This is a genomic window from Streptomyces sp. NPDC057280, assembly GCF_042668605.1.
In the GTDB taxonomy this organism is placed as follows: Bacteria; Actinomycetota; Actinomycetes; order Streptomycetales; family Streptomycetaceae; genus Streptomyces.
Genome location: NZ_JBHUYR010000013.1, coordinates 87,684 through 105,693 on the forward strand (window position 1 = coordinate 87,684; position 18,010 = coordinate 105,693).

At 72.0% G+C, this 18,010-nt stretch carries 19 protein-coding genes; 8 read left to right on the forward strand and 11 right to left on the reverse strand.

Annotated features, from left to right (window positions below; genetic code table 11):
- The first annotated feature begins 64 nt into the window (after window positions 1-64).
- Window positions 65-355: a hypothetical protein gene (locus ACFUO4_RS41305; RefSeq protein ID WP_383495211.1), complete on the forward strand. Its 291-nt coding sequence runs from the start codon at window positions 65-67 to the stop codon at window positions 353-355.
- Between the two features lie 12 nt (window positions 356-367).
- Here the strand turns inward: ACFUO4_RS41305 and ACFUO4_RS41310 are convergent, their stop codons facing one another.
- The 3 genes from ACFUO4_RS41310 to ACFUO4_RS41320 all read right to left on the reverse strand — a co-directional run bounded on the left by ACFUO4_RS41310 (window position 368) and on the right by ACFUO4_RS41320 (window position 3,312).
- On the reverse strand, window positions 368-1,018 hold the full coding sequence (locus tag ACFUO4_RS41310) for a hypothetical protein (RefSeq protein ID WP_059194100.1): 651 nt from the start codon (window positions 1,016-1,018) through the stop codon (window positions 368-370).
- 125 nt (window positions 1,019-1,143) lie between these two features.
- Window positions 1,144-1,839 carry a GntR family transcriptional regulator gene (locus tag ACFUO4_RS41315; RefSeq protein WP_079310861.1) on the reverse strand — a complete coding sequence of 232 codons (696 nt, stop codon included), beginning with the start codon at window positions 1,837-1,839 and terminating at the stop codon, window positions 1,144-1,146.
- 117 nt (window positions 1,840-1,956) lie between these two features.
- Window positions 1,957-3,312, reverse strand: coding sequence for an aspartate aminotransferase family protein (locus ACFUO4_RS41320; protein ID WP_079310862.1), 1,356 nt, complete (start codon window positions 3,310-3,312; stop codon window positions 1,957-1,959).
- A 243-nt stretch (window positions 3,313-3,555) separates the two neighbouring features.
- On the opposite strand from ACFUO4_RS41320, the gene ACFUO4_RS41325 reads away from it, so the two are divergent.
- Both ACFUO4_RS41325 and ACFUO4_RS41330 read left to right on the forward strand, forming a co-directional pair.
- On the forward strand, window positions 3,556-5,697 hold the full coding sequence (locus ACFUO4_RS41325; protein ID WP_383495215.1) for a serine/threonine-protein kinase: 2,142 nt from the start codon (window positions 3,556-3,558) through the stop codon (window positions 5,695-5,697).
- A 144-nt stretch (window positions 5,698-5,841) separates the two neighbouring features.
- Window positions 5,842-7,230 (forward strand): M28 family metallopeptidase, encoded by a 1,389-nt coding sequence (locus ACFUO4_RS41330; RefSeq protein ID WP_383495218.1) that lies wholly within the window; start codon window positions 5,842-5,844, stop codon window positions 7,228-7,230.
- A 6-nt stretch (window positions 7,231-7,236) separates the two neighbouring features.
- Here the strand turns inward: ACFUO4_RS41330 and ACFUO4_RS41335 are convergent, their stop codons facing one another.
- Both ACFUO4_RS41335 and ACFUO4_RS41340 read right to left on the reverse strand, forming a co-directional pair.
- Window positions 7,237-7,842, reverse strand: coding sequence for a DNA-binding response regulator (locus ACFUO4_RS41335; RefSeq protein WP_383495221.1), 606 nt, complete (start codon window positions 7,840-7,842; stop codon window positions 7,237-7,239).
- Window positions 7,843-7,954: 112 nt separating this feature from the next.
- Window positions 7,955-9,133: a sensor histidine kinase gene (locus tag ACFUO4_RS41340; RefSeq protein WP_383495224.1), complete on the reverse strand. Its 1,179-nt coding sequence runs from the start codon at window positions 9,131-9,133 to the stop codon at window positions 7,955-7,957.
- Between the two features lie 30 nt (window positions 9,134-9,163).
- On the opposite strand from ACFUO4_RS41340, the gene ACFUO4_RS41345 reads away from it, so the two are divergent.
- Window positions 9,164-9,790, forward strand: coding sequence for a hypothetical protein (locus ACFUO4_RS41345; RefSeq protein ID WP_383495227.1), 627 nt, complete (start codon window positions 9,164-9,166; stop codon window positions 9,788-9,790).
- A 90-nt stretch (window positions 9,791-9,880) separates the two neighbouring features.
- Here ACFUO4_RS41345 and ACFUO4_RS41350 read toward each other — a convergent pair whose 3' ends face one another.
- On the reverse strand, window positions 9,881-10,633 hold the full coding sequence (locus tag ACFUO4_RS41350; protein ID WP_383495230.1) for an SLATT domain-containing protein: 753 nt from the start codon (window positions 10,631-10,633) through the stop codon (window positions 9,881-9,883).
- A 263-nt stretch (window positions 10,634-10,896) separates the two neighbouring features.
- Between ACFUO4_RS41350 and ACFUO4_RS41355 the strand changes: the two genes are divergently transcribed.
- The 3 genes from ACFUO4_RS41355 to ACFUO4_RS41365 all read left to right on the forward strand — a co-directional run bounded on the left by ACFUO4_RS41355 (window position 10,897) and on the right by ACFUO4_RS41365 (window position 12,578).
- A complete protein-coding gene (locus ACFUO4_RS41355; RefSeq protein WP_383495233.1) occupies window positions 10,897-11,235 on the forward strand; it encodes a YbaB/EbfC family nucleoid-associated protein in 339 nt (112 codons plus the stop codon).
- A 91-nt stretch (window positions 11,236-11,326) separates the two neighbouring features.
- Window positions 11,327-11,926: a recombination mediator RecR gene (gene recR, locus ACFUO4_RS41360; RefSeq protein ID WP_059194093.1), complete on the forward strand. Its 600-nt coding sequence runs from the start codon at window positions 11,327-11,329 to the stop codon at window positions 11,924-11,926.
- Window positions 11,919-12,578, forward strand: a complete 660-nt coding sequence (locus ACFUO4_RS41365) for a DUF5063 domain-containing protein (RefSeq protein ID WP_079309377.1) — start codon at window positions 11,919-11,921, stop codon at window positions 12,576-12,578. Before recR ends, ACFUO4_RS41365 begins: the two co-directional genes overlap by 8 nt.
- Before the next feature lie 48 nt (window positions 12,579-12,626).
- Here ACFUO4_RS41365 and ACFUO4_RS41370 read toward each other — a convergent pair whose 3' ends face one another.
- Entirely contained in the window at window positions 12,627-13,355 is a 729-nt protein-coding gene (locus ACFUO4_RS41370; RefSeq protein ID WP_383495238.1) for a sulfite exporter TauE/SafE family protein, read from the reverse strand.
- Window positions 13,356-13,510: 155 nt separating this feature from the next.
- Here ACFUO4_RS41370 and ACFUO4_RS41375 point away from each other — a divergent pair, with 155 nt between their 5' ends.
- The gene (locus ACFUO4_RS41375) at window positions 13,511-14,020 is read left to right on the forward strand and encodes an SgcJ/EcaC family oxidoreductase (protein ID WP_383495241.1); all 510 of its coding nucleotides are present in this window, start codon (window positions 13,511-13,513) and stop codon (window positions 14,018-14,020) included.
- Here the strand turns inward: ACFUO4_RS41375 and ACFUO4_RS41380 are convergent.
- Genes ACFUO4_RS41380 through ACFUO4_RS41395 form a run of 4 tightly spaced genes read right to left on the reverse strand, consistent with a single transcriptional unit; the run spans window position 13,986 to window position 17,990 of the window.
- Window positions 13,986-15,341, reverse strand: a complete 1,356-nt coding sequence (locus ACFUO4_RS41380; protein ID WP_383495244.1) for a sensor histidine kinase — start codon at window positions 15,339-15,341, stop codon at window positions 13,986-13,988. The genes ACFUO4_RS41375 and ACFUO4_RS41380 overlap by 35 nt on opposite strands.
- Window positions 15,338-16,024: a response regulator transcription factor gene (locus tag ACFUO4_RS41385; RefSeq protein WP_079309374.1), complete on the reverse strand. Its 687-nt coding sequence runs from the start codon at window positions 16,022-16,024 to the stop codon at window positions 15,338-15,340. The genes ACFUO4_RS41380 and ACFUO4_RS41385 overlap by 4 nt, the downstream gene beginning before the upstream one ends.
- Before the next feature lie 60 nt (window positions 16,025-16,084).
- Window positions 16,085-17,272, reverse strand: coding sequence for a cytochrome P450 (locus ACFUO4_RS41390; protein ID WP_383495248.1), 1,188 nt, complete (start codon window positions 17,270-17,272; stop codon window positions 16,085-16,087).
- Complete coding sequence (locus ACFUO4_RS41395; protein WP_383495251.1) at window positions 17,262-17,990, reverse strand: tRNA-dependent cyclodipeptide synthase; 729 nt, start codon at window positions 17,988-17,990, stop codon at window positions 17,262-17,264. The genes ACFUO4_RS41390 and ACFUO4_RS41395 overlap by 11 nt, the downstream gene beginning before the upstream one ends.
- Between the last annotated feature and the right edge of the window lie 20 nt (window positions 17,991-18,010).

Genomic DNA, 18,010 nt, shown 5'->3' on the forward strand with positions numbered 1-18,010 from the left:
AACGGGCATATCGGGCATACGATGTGAAGGTGCGCGTGTCAGCCGACAGAAGAAGGTGAGTGCGATGCGCGTCCTGCTCAAGGCGTCCATGAACACCGAGAAGGCGAACGAGTACATCCGCAGCGGCAAGATGCCGCAGCTGATGCAGGAGACCATGGAGCACCTCAAGCCCGAGGCGGCCTACTTCACGCTCGACCACGGGGTCCGCACCTGTTACCTGGTCTTCGACATGCAGGACAGCTCCCAGATGCCGCCGACCGGCGAGCCCTTCTTCATGGACCTCGACGCCGAGCTGGAGCTGACGCCGGTCATGAACGCCGAGGACCTGCAGAAGGGCCTGTCCCAGCTGCGCTGAACCCCTGTCGTCTCAGCTGAAGATGATCATCGAGCCCTGCGCGAGGCTCCGGGTCGCCGCCGCGTGCAGGCCCAGCCAGACATGCCGTTCCCGGGCGAAGGGACTGGGGTCGTACGGGGCGGGGACGGCGGGTTCCTCCAGCTCCGTGGGGCCGAGCGGCGGCTGCGGGGCCGCCGGGGGGTTGGCGGGGTCTATGCCGATCGACGGGCCGACCAGCGCCAGCTCCCGCAGCAGGGTCTGCGAGGAGCCCAAGGGGCCGCCGCCCGCGAGGAGTTCGTCGTTGGCCAGCGGGTGCGGGAAGTCGACGGGGACGTAGGCGCCCGCGTGGTCGTAGTGCCAGACCAGGTGCGACTGCTGGGCCGTCGCCTCGAACATCTCCAGCAACTGCTCGTAGTCCCCGCCGAGTTCGTCGACCGGCGTGACCGGCAGCCCGCAGACCTGGAGCAGATACGCGCGGCGCAGGAAGTGCAGGGCGTCGTAGTCGAAGCCGGCCACCGGGGCGACCTCGCCGGACAGGCCCGGCATGTACTGGTACACCGGCACCGGCGGCAGCCCGGCCTCGGCGAGCACCTTGTTGTATTGCGCGAGTTCCTCGGCGAACGGGTTGTCGGGCGTGTGGCACAACACGTCGACGAGCGGTACCAGCCACAGGTCACAGGCCAAAGAGGGCTCCTCGGATAGCTCGGTGCGGCACGACGGACATAGCTCCGTGTAGCGGAGTGGTCAGGGAAGAGTAGTCGTGAAGTCCCCATACCCACACCCCGGGTACCCCGCTCATCGCGGGAGGCTCATTCCCCGGCCATGCGCTCGATGACCGCCAGCGACTGCGCGTTGTACGCGGCGACGATCTCCCGCGCGGCCTTGGTGTCCCGGCGGACCAGCGCGTCGACCAGCCCCGTGTGGTCGGCCCACAGCTCCCCGCGCAGGTCGTCGATCCGGCGCAGGTGCTGCACCGCGCACACCCAGGACTGCACCCGCAGCCGGTGCAGGAAGTCCGAGAGGTAGGGGTTGCCGAACAGGGCGCTCAACTCGCGCCAGAACCGCAGGTCATAGCCGATCAGGACGGTCAGGTCACCGGCCCCGGCGGCCCGCTGGGCCTCCTCGCCGCGGCGCCGCACACCGGCGAGCAGGGCCGGGATGCGGGTGGCGTCCGGCTCGTCGACCAGGCCCAGATGGCCGTCGTCGAGCGCCTTGAACATGCCGTCGATGACGAGGGCGCGGGCCTCGATGATGCCGCGGTAGTCCGCGACGGAGTACTCGTGGACCCGGAAGCCGCGATGCTGGTCGGCTTCGAGGAGGCCCTGCGCGGCGAGGTCGACCAGGGCCTCGCGGACCGGCGTCGCCGACACCCCGTACTGCTCGGCGATCTCCTTGACCGTGAACTCCTGCCCCGGCTGGAGCCGTCCGCCCAGCACCTCGTCGCGCAGCGCGTCGGCGATCTGCTGCCGCAGGGTGTTGCGGGTCACGGCGCCGTTGCCGGGCATGGTCGGGCCTCTCCCTGATGGCGGTCGGGTGGCGTGCACGTATATCTCTACGGGCACGCCACCTTACGCGTTCGGGTTCCCGGTGTTGACCCGCGTAGCGCCGGGAAGGACCGGCGGCTACTCCGTGTACTCGTCCGCCACGGAGAGCGCCGCGTCCAGTGCGGACAGGCCCTCCTTCAGCTCGGCCTCGGAGACGTTGCACGGCGGCACCACATGGGTGCGGTTCATGTTGATGAAGGGCCAGATGCCGTGCTTCTTGGCGGCGGCGCCGAACGCGGCCATCGGGGCGTTCGCCTCCCCGGCCGCGTTGTACGGCACCAGCGGCTCGCGGGTCTCCTTGTTCTTGACCAGGTCCAGCGCCCAGAACATGCCGACGCCGCGGACCTCGCCGACGGAGGGGTGCCGCTCGGCGAGCTCGCGCAGGGCGGGCTCGACCACCGCCGCACCGAGGTTCCTGGCGTTCTCGACCACGCCCTCCTCCGCCATCACGTTGATCGTCGCCACGGCGGCGGCACAGGCGAGCGGATGCCCGGAGTACGTCAGACCGCCCGGGTAGGCGCGCTTGCCGAAGGTCTCCGCGATCGCGCCGGAGATGGCGACACCGCCGAGCGGGACGTACCCGCTGTTCACGCCCTTGGCGAAGGTCATCAGGTCGGGCACGACCCCGAACAGATCGGCGGCGAACCACTCACCGGTGCGCCCGAACCCGGCCATGACCTCGTCGAGGACGAAGACGATCCCGTACTTGTCGCAGATCTCGCGGACGCCCGCGAGATAGCCGGGCGGCGGGACCATGATCCCGGCGGTGCCGGGGATGGTCTCCAGGATGATCGCGGCGACGGTGCCCGGCCCCTCGAAGGCGATGGTCGTCTCCAGGTGCTCAAGGGCCCGCGCGCACTCCTGCTCCTCGGTCTGAGCGTAGAAGCGGGAGCGGTACAGGTACGGCGCCCAGAAGTGCACGACGCCGGCGGAGGCGCTGTCGGAGGCCCAGCGGCGCGGGTCGCCGGTGAGGTTGATCGCCTGCTGCGTACCGCCGTGGTACGAGCGGTACGCGGAGAGCACCTTGGGCCGCCCGGTGTGCAGCCGTGCCATGCGCACCGCATGCTCGACGGCGTCGGCCCCACCATTGGTGAAGAAGATCTTGTCCAGGTCACCGGGCGTCCGCTCGGCGATCAGCCGCGCCGCCTCCGACCGCGCCTCGATCGCGAAGGCGGGCGCGAACGTGGACAGGGTTGCGGCCTGTTCCTGGATCGCGGCGACGACCTTCGGGTGCTGGTAGCCGATGTTCGTGTAGACGAGGCCACTCGTGAAGTCGAGGTACCGCTTGCCGTCGTAGTCCCAGAAGTACGACCCCTCCGCGCCGGCGACGGCGAGCGGGTCGATGAGCTCCTGCGCGGACCAGGAGTGGAACACATGAGCACGGTCCGCGGCCTTCACGGCGGCGCCGACCTCGGGGTTTGGCTGAGGGGTCATGCGGGTGAGCGTAAATGTCCGCGATGCGGAAGCGGTATCGGCGTCCTGTCTGTGGACGGGGGGTTTCCGCGACAGGTTGTCGGGCTTGGCGTCACGGAACCTGTCGAAGCCCGTCGGAACCACAGGTGGGCGGGCTCGGCGTTACGGAACCGTCGACCCCGGGGCGGCCGTCACCTCGTAGGACCGCACTATCGTGAGCCTCACGCACGGGCACGTGTCGGGGGAGTACGGGGAGGGCCTGCGATGGAGAAGCTGGGGGCCGGGGATCCGCAGAGGATCGGGGCGTATCGGCTGCTGGCGCGGCTCGGGGCCGGTGGGATGGGGCAGGTGTACCTCGCCCGGTCGGAGCGGGGGCGGACCGTCGCCGTGAAGCTGGTGCGGGAGGAGCTCGCCGCGCAGGAGGAGTTCCGGGCGCGGTTCCGGCAGGAGGTGCGGGCCGCCCGGCAGGTCGGCGGGTACTGGACGGCGCCCGTCCTCGACGCCGACACCGAGGCCGCGGTGCCCTGGGTCGCCACCGGGTACGTCGCCGGGCCGAGCCTCCAGCAGGTCGTCGGCCATGATCACGGGGCGCTGCCCGAGCGGTCGGTGAAAATTCTCGCCGCCGGGCTCGCGCACGCGCTGAAGGACATCCACGCCGCCGGAATCATCCACCGGGACCTGAAGCCCTCCAACGTGCTGGTGACCATCGACGGGCCGCGGGTCATCGACTTCGGTATCGCGCGGGCCCTGGAGACGGTGACCGACGGGGGTCTGACGAGAACCGGCGCGCTGGTCGGCTCGCCCGGCTTCATGGCGCCCGAGCAGGTGCGGGGCGACCGGATCACGTCGGCGTGCGACGTCTTCTGCCTGGGTTCCGTGCTCGCCTACGCCGCCACCGGCAAGCTTCCCTTCGGCGCGGGGGGAAGTGGCGTGCACGCGCTCATGTTCCGGATCGCCCAGGAGGAACCCGACCTGGAGGGGGTCCCGGAGGGCCTCGCCGATCTCGTCCGGGCCTGCCTGAAGAAGGACCCGGCCGCCCGCCCGACCCTGGACCAGGTCCTGGACCGCACCGGCGCCGAGGACACGGTCTCCGGCGGCCGTTCCCGCGACCCGTGGCTGCCGAGCGCCCTGGTGGCGCAACTCGGGCGGCACGCGGTGCAGTTGCTGGAGACGGAGGATCCGGAGGGGGATGGGGATGGCGTTGGCGGCGGGGGTGCCGGCGGTGCCGGGGGTGGCGTTGGCGGCGGGGGCGTGGGAATCGCTGCGGCTGCTGGGGTAGCTGGAGGCGCGGGACTCGCGGCCGGTGCCGGCGCTGCTGGAGGCGCGGGAGCCGCTGCGGGTGCCGGGGCCGCTGGGGCTGCCGGGCAGGCCGGGGTCGCCGGGCCGGCCGGAGCCGCCGGGGCCGCTCAGGGCGCTGCGCGTGTGGGAGGCGCTCAGGGCGGGGGCGGTGAGGTGGCGCCCGAGCATGCCGCGGCCGCTGCCGAGGACGCGCCGCCCGTGCCCGGGCAGCCCGGGGGCGGGGCGCCGTTGAATCACCTGCCCACGGCCGTCGGGCAGTACGGCGGGGCGACCCCTCCGCCGGCCCCGCCCGCCCATCCCGCGTACGGCTACCCGCAGCAGCCGCCTCAGCAGTACGCGCCGCCGCCCCCGTCCACCCCCGCCTACGGCCACCCACAGCAGCCCTGGGCGCCCGGCGTCCCCGCGCAGTACAACCCGTACAGCGGCGGCCCAGGCACCACCCCGCCCTACGGCCCAGGCGCCACCCCGCCGTACGGCCCAGGGGCAACACCGCCCTACGGCCCAGGGGGCACCGCATTCCCGCACCAGCCGCACCCGCAGCCGGACCCCCCGCGCCGCGGCGGCCGGTCCACGGCCGCGCTCGTCGCCGTAGCGCTGGTCGTCGCGCTCGGTGCCGGCGGGTCGGTCTACGCGCTGATGAGCAGCGGCGGCGACGACCAGGCCGACCCCACGCCCACGCCCACCACCAGCGCGCCCACCACACCGGGCCCCTCGCCCACCCCCACGGAGCCCTCGCCGACGCCCACCACCTCGGCCCCGGCGGACGGCACGGTCCCCGCCGGCTACCTCGGCACCTGGACCGCGGGCATCGACAACGCCGACGGCCACCACACCCGCCAACTCACCATCCAGCAGGGCGAGGTGGGCGACACGGTGCTCTCGCTCGTCGCCGACGGCCCCGACTACCACTGCGTCTTCGAGGCCCCGCTCACCGCGTCGCCGGGCAGCGACGGCCCGTTGGAGATCGGCCCCTCCACGGTGACGGTCGGCGAGCCCGCGACCTCCTGCACCCCGGGCGGAGCCACCGAGATCACCCTGAAACCGGACGGCACCCTGGAGCGCGTCAACACCGGCAACGGCGAGAAGCTGACGTACACCAAGCAGTGACGCGAAGTGCGCGCCGCAGTGGGGGCGTTGAGGTCGCTCGCTCGTACGGATCCGGCGGTACGGCCGTCTTCCGTGCGAGCGGCAGGAGGAGTTGTGTGGGTGACAGCACCTGACCCACCGCACCCACCGACCCCGGGAGAGCGCATGCGTCCCAGCAGAAGAACGGTCCTGACCGCGACGGGAGGGGCCACGCTGGCCGCCGGGACCGGCACGGCCGAGGCGGCACCGTCGGGCGCCCGGCCACCGGCCACCGCACAGCCCCCCACCCGCGAACTCCGGGCGCTGTTACGGGAGATCGACCCGGCCCGCATCGAGGCCACGGTCCGCAAGCTCGTCTCCTTCGGCACCCGCCACACCCTCTCCGCGCAGGACGACCCGGCCCGCGGCATCGGCGCCGCCCGTGACTGGCTGCTGGCGGAGCTGAGTTCGTACGCCGCCGGCTCCGGTGGCCGGATGACGGCGGAACTCCAGTCGTACGTCCAGGAACCGGGCCCGCGCATCCCGACGCCCACCCGGATCACCAACGTCATCGCCACCCTGCGCGGCGCGGTGACGCCGGAGCGGATCTACGTCGTCTCCGGGCACTACGACTCCCGGGTCACCGACGTCATGGATGCCACCTCCGACGCCCCGGGCGCGGACGACGACGCGTCCGGGGTCGCGGTGGTCCTGGAGCTGGCGCGGGTGATGGCGAGACGGCGTCCCGCCGCGACGATCGTGTTCGCGGCGGTGGCGGGGGAGGAGCAGGGTCTGTTCGGATCGGCCCACCTGGCCCAGCAGTTCAAGTCCGCCGGGGCGGACGTGCAGGGCATGTTCACCAACGACATCGTCGGCAGTTCGACGGCGGACGACGGCACGCGCGACCCGTACACCATCCGCCTCTTCGCGGAAGGCGTGCCGTCCTCCGAGACCGCCGAACAGGCCGCGGTCCGCCGCTCGGTGGGCGGCGAGAACGACTCGGCCACCCGCCAGCTCGCCCGCTTCGTCCGGGACGTCGCCGACAACGACGCCACCGGCATGCACGTCCGCGTCGTCTACCGCCACGACCGGTACCGCCGCGGCGGCGACCACATCCCGTTCCTCGAACGCGCCTACCCCGCCGCCCGCTTCACCGAGCCCGCCGAGGACTTCGCCCACCAGCACCAGGACGTCCGCGTCGAGGACGGCAAGCAGTACGGCGACCTGCCCGAGTTCTGCGACTTCGACTTCACCGCCCGCGTCGCCAAGGTCAACGGCGCCGCCCTGTGGACGCTGGCGCAGGCCCCGGGCACCCCGAGGGGCGCGAAGATCGTCACCACCCTGCTCACCAACTCCACCCGGCTGGTGTGGACGCGGGGCACGGAACCGGACCTCGCCGGCTACGAGATCGTGTGGCGGGAGACGACGGCGCCCGAGTGGACGCATGTCGTCCCGGTCGGCGACGTGACGACGTACGAGATCGACCTGTCGAAGGACAACGTCTTCTTCGGGGTGCGGGCGGTGAACACGAAGGGACTGGCAAGCCCGGTCGCCTTCCCCGACCCGCAGGCCTGACCGCCGCTAGATCCAGCCCTGCTGCCAGGCGCGGTGGGCCGCGGCATGCCGTGTCGTGGCCCCCAGCTTGGACATCGCGGCGGAGAGGTAGTTGCGCACGGTCCCCGGCGCCAGATGCACCTGCTCCGCGATGTCCGCAACCGACGCCCCCGTGCGGGCCACCCGCAGCACCTCCAACTCCCGTGCGCTGAGCGGGCAGTCGTCCTCGGCCAGCGCGGACGCCGCGATCTCCGGGTCGACGTAGCGGCGCCCGGCGGCGATGTCCCGGAGAATCTCGGACAGCCGGGCGGCGGGGGTGGTCTTGGGCACGAACCCGCGCACCCCGGCGGCCAGCGCGCGGCGCAGCACGGCGGGCCGGGCGTGCCGGGTGACGAGGACGACGTGGGTGCCCGGCCGCCCGGCACGGATCTCCTCGGCGGCCCGCAGCCCGTCCGTGGGCGGCATCTCGAGATCCAGTACGGCGATGTCGGGCCGGTGTTCGAGGGCGAGGCGCACGGCGTCGGTGGAGGTCGAGGCCTCCGCGACCACGGTGAGGTCGTCCTCCAGGGAGAGCAGGGCGGCCAGCGCACCGCGCAGCAGGTCCTCGTCGTCGGCGAGCAGGACCCGGATCACGCGGCGGCCCCTGGGCGGGCGGTGTCGGGCCTGGTCGGTCGGTGGCTCTTGAGGGGGGTGGTGTCGGGCCGGTTGGCTTGGCGGTCCTCTGGGCGGGCGGTGTCGGGATGGTTCACTCGGCGGTCCCGTGGACGGGGAGAGTCGCGGTCACCGTGAAACGGTCGCCGTCCGCCCGCTCCCAGGTCAACTCCCCGCCCGCGCCCCGCAGTCGCTCGGCGAGCCCCCGCAGTCCGGTGCCGTCGGCGGTGCCGGGACGGGTGACGGCCCCGTCGTTGGCGATCCGCAGCCGGGCCCGGTCGTCGACGAGCCGGTAGTCGACCTCGGCGGTGCGGGCCTGGCTGTGGCGCAGCACGTTGGTGGTGGCCTCGCGCATGACGAGGCCCAGGAGACTGCGGGTGGGATCGTCCAACGTCCCCTGCCTCGGATCCGTTTCGAGCGTCATCCGCGCGTCGATGCCGGCCGCGGCGAGCACCCGGGTGGCGTTGGCGATCTCGTCGTCGAGCGTCGTACGGCGTATGCCCTGCACGACGGCCCGAGTGTCCCGCAGCGCGTCCGCGCACAGCTGCCGTATCTCCCGCATCTCGGCGGCCGCGCGGGGCGGATCGGACTCGGCGAGCCGCGACGCCAACTCAGCTTTCAGGGCGATGACTTGGAGGTGATGCCCCTGGATGTCATGGAGGTCGGAGGCGAACCGCAGCCGCTCGTCCTTGACCGCAAGCTCCGCCTCCAGCCGCCGCGCCCGGTCCAGCCGCCCCGCGATCCGCCACGCCCACAGCGGTCCGAGCACGGTCCACACCGTGAACGCCGTCAGACAGGCCGGGAACAGCGCCGCGTACGCCAACTCGCCGTCGCCTGCGGCCAGACTCACCGCGCCACCGGGCAGCGGTGCGAGCGCGACGGCACCCCCGACCAGCCACCGTCTGCGGGGCGCGGCGGGCAGACCGGCGGCGACGATCGCCACGGTCACGGCCGGGGCGACCGCCCACAGCCCGTAGTCGTGCCGCGCGAGCGGCGGTACGGCGAGTACGGCGGCGGCGAGACAGGCGGTGACGACCCATCCCGCACGCGCCCGCCCGGCGGGCTCCCGCTCCTCCATCGACCCGCCGAGCAGCACGACCGCGGCCACGGCGTGCACGGCCAGCGCCGGCACGACCGACACCCGCGCCCACAGCGGCACGTCCCCGTCCAACGCCCAGGCCCCGTACGCCACCACCAGCACACACAGCACGGTCCCCGGCACGGCCCACCACGTGTACCGCCGGAAACCCGCGAGCCCCGCCCCCTCGTCCACGCGGTCATTGTGGCAGCGGGGAGATGACAGATGTCATACGACGACGTGCGCTCCCGGCACTACTGCCGTTTTCCGCCCGCCGCGACCCTGAACGCCATGACGCACATCAACACCGCACCCCTGACCCGCCGTTGGCCGACGCTCGCGGCGATCGCGATCTTTGCCGCCCAGGCGGCGGCGAGCGCGTCCGACACGGTGGCGGACTCGGTCGAGGGTTTCGGCCAGGTCCTGCCCCTGCTGCCCCTGCTGTACGTGGTGATCAACCAACTGGGCACCCCGCGGGCGACCTGGCCGGTGCTGGGCGGGGGCATGGTCCTCGTCTTCGGCCTCCAGGCCCTGGACCTGGTCTCACCGGCGGGCGTGATGATCGGCATCGCGCTGGCGGTGCTGCTGTGGGGGCTGCTGCGGGGCGCGCCGCGCGTGTGGGGTGTGCAGGCGGCGGGGGTGGTGGTCTTCGGGGCGCTGGCGGTGGCGGGCCTGGCGGTGGACCCGGAGGTGGGGCGGTGGCTGGTGGCGGCGGGGTGGTTCTGCCATGGGCTGTGGGACTTGGCGCATCTGACGCTGGAGCGACTGAAGGGAGTGGTGGCGCCGAGCTTCGCGGAGTGGTGTGCGGTGGTGGACGTGCTGGTAGGGGCCGAGTTGTCGCTCCTGGGCTGACTGCAACGCCCCAGGGGCGCGGGGAACCGCGCGATCAGCCGCAGACGACCCGCACCCACATGACCTGACCAGCCCCTACGGCACCCCCCGTCACCTGGGCTCCGGCGGCCGCTGCCGAGGCATGTTGGGCCGCGTACCCCCCGCCCCCGGAGGCAACGGAAACCTCCCCTGCACCACGTTCGCGTCGGCCCGCGGCGCCCCCGCCACCGCCGTCTGGATCCCCAGCGGCGCGGACCCGGTCCGGAACTCCACCATCCAGTCGGTCGTCTCCACCCGCACCAGCTCGGTGATGTCCTCCGAGAACCGGCGCAGCACCCCGAGACACCGCTCGGCGGCCTCCCCGGCGGTCCCCTCGGTCGGCCCGAGCACCTCGCGCACACTCTCCGAGGCCCAGTCGAACTGGAGTACCTGGAGCCGTCGCTGCACGGCCTGCGCGGTGGCCACGTCCCTTATCCACCCGGAAGTGACCCCGAAGAACCGGTCAACCGCGACGCACGCGACGGCGAGCAGCAGCGCGAGATACCCCCAGGCCGCGACCCCGCCGACCACCCCGGCGAGGTCGAGCAGCGGCAGCGCGGCCCCGGCGACGGCGCCGGCCGCCGCCCCGCCTCGCAGGGCCCGCGCGCCCCGGCGCTTCCACACCCGGTCCGCGAGATACCAGGCGGCGGTGTCGAGCGCCCCGCGCTCCACCCACCGGTACAGCTCGTCCAGCCGGGGCGCGGGCTCGCCCCAGTCCCCGAGGGGGAACGTCCGTCCCGTCAGGTCGCCCGGCCGCAGCCCGGCCGCCTCCCCACCCCGCTCGTCCTGAGGCGGACCCTCGGGCTGCATCTCCGGCTGACCCACCCGGCACTCCCTCCACGACCGAACACGACCGACCACGCTGCGTAATGCACGTGTGACGCATGATGCCGACGTGCCGGACCTTTCCTACCTCCCAATGGGTGGCGAAGGGACGGCTTTCGCTCCTTTTCCGCCCGGAAGTGGGCCTTGATCAGGTATAGGACACGGCGTCATCTCACTCGAAAGAGTGCTGGAGCGATGCCTGCGTGGAGCACGTAGGCTCGTGACAGAGGACAAGACACAGACCGAAAGAGCGGGAGCTGATCGTGATCCCCGGTGGTGGCCAGCCCAATATGCAGCAGCTGCTCCAGCAGGCCCAGAAGATGCAGCAGGACCTGGCGAACGCGCAGGAGGAACTGGCGAGGACCGAGGTCGACGGCCAGGCCGGCGGCGGCCTGGTCAAGGCGACGGTCACCGGCTCCGGTGAGCTGCGCGCGCTGAAGATCGACCGGAAGGCGGTGGACCCGGAGGACACCGAGACCCTCGCCGACCTGATCGTGGCGGCCGTGCAGGCGGCCAACGAGAACGCGCAGACGCTCCAGCAGCAGAAGCTGGGCCCGCTGGCCCAGGGCCTGGGCGGCGGCATCCCCGGCCTGCCGTTCTAGGACAGGACCAGGACCGAGCCCGCCTTCCTCAGAGGGCGGTCCGCCAACTACCGTACGTACGTGTAAGGAACCCCGGGAAGGACGGCAGTCCGTGTACGAAGGCGTGGTGCAGGACCTCATCGACGAACTGGGGCGGCTGCCCGGCGTCGGTCCCAAGAGCGCCCAGCGGATCGCCTTCCACATCCTGCAGGCGGAACCGACGGACGTACGGCGTCTCGCGCAGGCGTTGATGGAGGTCAAGGCGAAGGTCCGCTTCTGCGCGACCTGCGGCAACGTGGCGCAGGAGGAACTGTGCAACATCTGCCGTGACCCCCGCCGCGATCCCTCCGTCATCTGCGTGGTGGAGGAGCCGAAGGACGTGGTGGCGATCGAGCGCACCCGGGAGTTCCGGGGCAAGTACCACGTCCTGGGCGGCGCGATCAGCCCCATCGAGGGCGTGGGTCCCGACGATCTGCGTATACGAGAACTTCTCGCGCGGTTGGCCGACGGGACGGTCACGGAACTGATCCTGGCCACGGACCCCAACCTGGAGGGCGAGGCGACCGCCACCTACCTCGCCCGCATGATCAAGCCCATGGGCCTCAAGGTCACCCGCCTGGCCAGCGGCCTCCCGGTGGGTGGCGACCTGGAATACGCGGACGAGGTGACCCTCGGCCGCGCCTTCGAGGGGAGACGACTCCTAGATGTCTGACGCCACACTGCACGCCACTGCGCAGGACCCCGACGACTTCGCGGTCCAGATCGCCGACCAGGTGGAGAGTTTCCTGGTGGCGGTGACCGAGGTGGCGAAGGGCGACGAGCCCGACTCGGCCGTCCCCTTCCTCCTCCTGGAGGTCTCCCAGCTCCTGCTGGCCGGCGGCCGGCTGGGCGCGCACGAGGACATCGTGCCGGACGAGCGGTACGAGCCCGACCTGGGCCCGGAGCCGGACGTGGACGAACTCCGCGAGAACCTGGCCCGCCTGCTGGAGCCGATCGACGTGTACTCGGAGGTCTTCGACCCCTACGAGCCGCGCAAGTCCCCGGTCCCGGCCCGCATCTCCGACGACCTCACCGACGTCATCACCGACCTCCGCCACGGCATGGCCCACTACCGCGCGGGCCGCACCACGGAGGCCCTGTGGTGGTGGCAGTTCTCCTACTTCTCCAACTGGGGCACGACGGCATCCGCGACCCTGCGCGCCCTCCACTCGGTCCTGGCCCACGTCCGCCTGAACCAGCCCCTGGAGGAACTGGACGGCCTGGACACCGACCAGAGCATGGGCGACGAGACGCTGGAGTTCGAGGCGGGCAAGGTGATGGCGGAGGAGATCGGGGCACCGCTGGGGGTACGCCCGGGGAAGTAGGGGACGTGGAGGACGTGGGGGGAGGCTCGTCCGCCGGCAGTTCGCTGATCACAGCCCCCACAACCCCCACAACCCCTTGCCCACCGCTGTCACCCCGCCCGTCAGCGCGAGCAGCAGCACCAGCTGCCGGGCCCGCCGCTCGGGGATGCGGGAGGCGAGCGTCCTGCCGATGACTCCGCCCACTCCCATGGCCGCGACCACCGCGACCCACCTGGGCGGGCTCAGCTCCGGGACCCCGTTCGCCGCCACCGAGAAGGCGTTGACGACCACGCCGTAGAACATCGCGTTCGGCACGAACTCCCGTACCGTCCACTCCGCGTTGAGGGCGTACAGGGATATCGGCGGTCCGCCGACGCCCGCCGCGGAGTTCATGAACCCGCCCGCCGCCCCCGCGGCCACGGCGCCCTTCGTGCCGCGCAGGGCGGGGAGGCGAGCGCCGCGCATGACGAGCAGGACGGCGACGGTCACCAGTGCGCCCATGACCAACAGGAGGACGGGGGGCGGGAGTTGGCGGGTCAGCCAGGCGCCCGCGGGCACCGTGCAGGCCGCCGCCACGCACAACGGCACCATCGCGGCCGGGCGCACCCGCCGCCACCCGCCCACCAACCCCACGACACAGATGACCCCCGACGCACAGTTGGCGAGCACCACCCCCTGCGCCGGTCCGAGCAGCAGGATCAGGGCGGGCACGGCCACCAGGGCGAAGCCCATGCCGGTGAGCCACTGGACGGAGGAGCCGAGCAGCACGATGCCGGCCAGCACGCCACACGTGATCAATCAAGCACCCTGCGTGAGTTGGGTCATTTCTGGATCTCCCCTGTACGACGGCTGCACGGACCCTAACCGGTGCCGGGCGAATCTGGAGTCACTTCCGAAGCGGGGAACCGAACCCGCACCGGAAGCCAACCCCCCTCGCCCGCACTGGAGATGAGATGACCCCTCGCCCGATAACCAAGCGTGTCGCCGTCATCACCGCCGGTGCCCTCGTCGCCGTCGGCACCTTCGCCGCCGGGGTCGGGGTCGCCGGGCCGGAGAAGCAGAGGTACGGCAAGAAGCCCGCCACGGCCGAGATCGCCGCCCTCTTCGACGGCTGGAACGCGGCCTTGAAGACCGGCGACCCGGAGGTGGTCGCGGACCGGTACGCCAAGGACGCCGTCCTTCTGCCCACCGTCTCCAACAAGGTCCGCACCGACCACGCCGGCATCGTCGACTACTTCGAGCACTTCCTCAAGAACAAGCCGGTCGGCAAGAAGGTCGAGACGCACATCAACGTCCTCGACTCCGACTCCGCCCTCGACGCGGGCGTGTACGAGTTCACGCTCACCGATCCCGACACCGGCGCCAAGCGCCTCGTGAAGGCCCGCTACACGTACGAGTACGAGAAGCGCGGCGGCACGTGGAAGATCGTCAACCACCACTCTTCGGTGATGCCCGAAGGGTGAGCCGGACCTCCAGTCCACCACCAGGCGCGTCCGCCAGAGCCACGGTCCCGCCGTCGTCCGTCACCAACTGCTTCACGACGGCAAGGCCGAGCCCTGACCCGGAGCGCCCCGTCAGACCCTGGCCGCGCCAGAAGCGGTCGAAGGCGCGGGGCTTCTCCGCGTCGGACATGCCCGGGCCCTGGTCCCGCACGGTCAGCAGGATCTCGTCGCCCTGCGGCTCGTAGGAGACCGTGATCGTGGCCCCGTCCGGCGACACCTCCAGGGCATTGGAGAGCACGTTGTCCAGGACCTGGTCCAGATGGCCGGGACTGGCCAGCACAAGCAGCCGGCCGTCGACGGAATTTTCCCCCAGCGCGATGGTGACTCCGCGCTCGTCGGCGGCCGGCCTCCACACCGCGAGCCGTTCGGCCACGATGTCCCGCAGCGGCAGCGGCTCCGCGGCCGACACCTTCGCCTCGGCCCGCGCCAGCACCAGCAGTCCGTTCACCAGGCGGCTCATCCGGACCACCTCGGCCGTCGCCTGCTCCACGTCCTCCCGTACGAACTCGTCGTCCACGCCGTCCGCGATGTTGTCCAGGGACAACCGCAACGCCGTGAGGGGCGTGCGGAGTTGGTGGGAGGCGTCTGCCACGAAGATGCGCTGCGAGGCGACCAGGGTGTCCAGGCGTTCCGCGCCCTGGTTGAGGGTGCGGGCCAGCGTCTGGGTCTCCGGCGGGCCCGTCACCGGCGAGCGCGCGGTCAGGTCGCCGTCGCTGAACTTGCTCGCCATGTCGTTGAGTTGGCGCAGGGGCGCCGTGATCCGGCGGGCGGCGTACGCGCCGATCGCGGCCGCGGCGGCCAGCACCAGGACCGCCAGCGCGGCCCGGAAGCCCCAGATCTGCCAGAGCCGCCGCGTCATGTCCGAGGTCGAGTACACGATCCGTACGCCCGCCTCGCCCTGCGCGGGGACGGTGACCGTCAGATGCGTGCCCCAGATGAAGTCCGAACCCCAGTCGGTGGTCGTCCTGTTGTGCTCCACGGCCTGCGACAGCGCCGTGTCCGCGACGGGCTCCGGCAGATCCGGGACGCAGGCGCTGGTGGGCGTCACCTGGACCCGGCCCGGGGTCTTGCGGCCGTACGCCTTGGCCACCTCGGACAGGGCCTCGCACGAGATCCGGTCCCCGTTGCCCAGCAGCAGCGCCATGGTGTTCGCCTCACGCAGGACGGACTGCTTGGTGTCGTCCCGCAGCTGGCTGGTGAGCGTGAAGGCCACCGGCACCGTGAACAGCAGGATCGCCACCGCGACGAGCAGGATGTAACTGCGGATCAGTTGCCGGTTCATGAGGCCGCGGAGTCCCGCGCGATCTCCAGCCGGAAGCCGACGCCCCGCACCGCCTCGATGGTGACGGCACCCGCCAACTTCCGGCGCAGGGCCGCCACATGGACGTCCAGGGTCTTCGTCGGGCCGAACCAGTTCGCGTCCCAGACCGCTTCCATGATCTGCTCGCGCGACATCAGCGCGCCCGGCTCCTCGGTGAGGAAGGCCAGCAGGTCGTACTCCTTGGGGGTGAGGGCCACCTCCTCGCCGTCCAGCCGGACCCGGGCCGCCTTGCGGTCGATGGTGAGGCGGGTGCCGTAGCGGTCGGGACCGGCCGCCGCGGGCTCGGTGCGCGGCTGGACGCGGCGCATCACCGCCCTTATCCGCGCGATGACCTCCCGCACCCCGAACGGCTTGGAGACGTAGTCGTCCGCGCCGAGCTCCAGGCCGACCACCCGGTCCGTCTCGTCGCTGCGCGCGCTGATCACGATGATCGGCACGTTCCCGCGCTCGCGCAGCGCCTTGCACACGTCGAGGCCGTCGGTGTCCGGCAGACCGAGATCCAGGAGTACGACGTCGTAGGGCTCCTCGTGCCCGAGGGCCGCTCCGCCCGTGGTGACCCAGGCCACCTCGAAGCCGTAACGCAGCAGTCCGCGCCGGAGCGACTCGGCGACCGGCTCATCGTCTTCCACCAGCAGTACGCGCACAGCCGCACCCTAGTGCTTGAAGTTTAAAGACGGCCGGTCACCGAGCCGCTCAGCACACGGTCACCACATGACCGGGAGCCGTTCCGGCAGGCGTTTCATGAAGCCCGTCCGCCACACCAACTGCTCGATCGGCACCGCCAGGCGGAACTGTGGCATCCGCTCCAGCAGTACTTCCAGGGCGATCTCGGCGTGCCGCCGGCCGAGCGCGGTGGCGGGGCAGTAGTGCCGGCCGCCGCCGAAGGACAGATGCGCGGCGCTGTTGGGCCGGGTGAGGTCGACGGTGTGCGGGTCGGGGAACGCGGCCGGGTCGAAGTTCGCGCCCTCGACGAGGACGAGGACCAGCTCACCCGCGGACACGTCCACCTCCCCCAGCCGCACGTCCGCCAGCGCCAGCCGCGGCAGCCCGTCCCCGATCGACAGGTTGATCCGCAGCAGCTCCTCCACGGCCGCCGGGATCTTCCCGGGGTCGGCGAGCAGCTCGGTCCGCAGCTCCCGGTGCTGGAGCAGCGAGACCAGGGCCATGGTCAGGAACCCGGCCGTGGAGACGACCCCCGCACCGAACATCGTGACGCCGACGGTCGCGAGCATCTCGTCGGTGAGGTGCGCGTAGTCGGGGGCGGTGCGCAGGGCCGCCAGTTCGGCCATCAGGCCGGTCGTCGCCGGGTCGTCCAGCCGTTCGGTCATGTACGCGATGTCCCGGTCCCAGTTGAGCCGGGCCCCGGCCACCGGGCACGCCGAGTTCATGAACGCGATGTCCAGGCTCCGCATCAGCCGGGGCGCGTCCGCCTGCGGGATGCCGAGGACGCGGCAGTGCATGCCGGCCGAGTACGGGTCGGCGAAACGGCCCCGCAGATCCACGGGCGCGCCCTCGCGCACCAGCCCGTCGACGAGCTGACCGGCGTACGCCCGCATCCAGTCGACCAGTCCCGGCGACTTCGGATTGAGGGCCTTCAGTACGGCCTTCCGCAGCCCGGCGCCGGTGATGTTCCCCATGTTGTTGACGACCTCGGGCGGGATCGTCAGCGCGTACTGCCGGGGCACGCCGGGCGCCGAGGTGTCCTTGAGGCTGAAGCGCGGGTCTTCGAGGACCTGCTTGCAGAGGTCGTACGACGAGACCAGCCAGGCCTCGTCACCGGCGATGGTGCGGACCCGGCGCACCGGGGCCGTGGACCGCAACTCCGCCACCTCTGACGGGAGTCGGTCGCCGCGCCAGGAGAACGGGAAGTCGATGAGGGTGTCAGCGGACAACGCGCACCTCCTCGGCGGGCGTCACGATCGCGTGGCCCTGGTTGCGGGAGGCGCGCAGGCCGGCGCCGGGCGCGTACAGCAGCTCGGCCATCGGCAGCAGCTGGTGGTAGCAGTTCAGGGAGGACGGGACGCCCAGGATCGCCGGGGTGTCCAGGAAGAGCGGGGCCTCGGCGCAGACGTACGCCATGCAGACCTGGCGCTGCGCCTCGGTCACCTCCGTCACCTTGCCGGCCAGGAAGGTGCCGACGAGCTGTTCGCAGGTCGTGCGGAACTCGTCGTCGGTGGTGAGGCGGGCGGTGAGATGGGTGTGCAGGTCGCGGTAGGCGGGCACGGCCCGCAGGTCCGACATGGCGTGGGCGTGCAGCCGGGTTCCGCCGGGGTCCGCCGCCTGGACGGCGGCCTGCACCTTCGCGCGCACCCCGCGCAGGTTCTTCACCGCCTTGCGGCGCGCGTCGTCGGCCGGATAGCCGGAGGCCTCGTACATCTCGGCCACGTACAGGTCGGTGTAGACGAAGTCGGCCCGGTCGAAGCGGGCCAGCGCCCAGCGGGCCAGGTCCAGGACCCGGCGGGCGGAGAAGTAGCTGTTGCCGGGGGAGACCCCGATCACGGCGTGGTCGCCGGCCGCGCGGATGACCTCGCAGTGCGGGGTGAAGGGGCGGACCTCGAAGAGGCCGGCGGGAGTGACGTGCTGGATCTCGGAGACGGTCGCAGTCGTCAAGGGAAGGGAATCCTTCGCGC

Excerpts from the sequence above, each read along its gene's own strand:
- ACFUO4_RS41305 (WP_383495211.1), top strand. The coding sequence starts at position 65 with ATGCGCGTCCTGCTCAAGGCGTCCATGAACACCGAGAAGGCGAACGAG.
- ACFUO4_RS41315 (WP_079310861.1), bottom strand. The coding sequence starts at position 1,839 with ATGCCCGGCAACGGCGCCGTGACCCGCAACACCCTGCGGCAGCAGATC.
- ACFUO4_RS41320 (WP_079310862.1), bottom strand. The coding sequence starts at position 3,312 with ATGACCCCTCAGCCAAACCCCGAGGTCGGCGCCGCCGTGAAGGCCGCG.
- ACFUO4_RS41325 (WP_383495215.1), top strand. The coding sequence starts at position 3,556 with ATGGAGAAGCTGGGGGCCGGGGATCCGCAGAGGATCGGGGCGTATCGG.
- ACFUO4_RS41330 (WP_383495218.1), top strand. The coding sequence starts at position 5,842 with ATGCGTCCCAGCAGAAGAACGGTCCTGACCGCGACGGGAGGGGCCACG.
- ACFUO4_RS41345 (WP_383495227.1), top strand. The coding sequence starts at position 9,164 with ATGTCATACGACGACGTGCGCTCCCGGCACTACTGCCGTTTTCCGCCC.
- ACFUO4_RS41365 (WP_079309377.1), top strand. The coding sequence starts at position 11,919 with ATGTCTGACGCCACACTGCACGCCACTGCGCAGGACCCCGACGACTTC.
- ACFUO4_RS41375 (WP_383495241.1), top strand. The coding sequence starts at position 13,511 with ATGACCCCTCGCCCGATAACCAAGCGTGTCGCCGTCATCACCGCCGGT.
- ACFUO4_RS41380 (WP_383495244.1), bottom strand. The coding sequence starts at position 15,341 with ATGAACCGGCAACTGATCCGCAGTTACATCCTGCTCGTCGCGGTGGCG.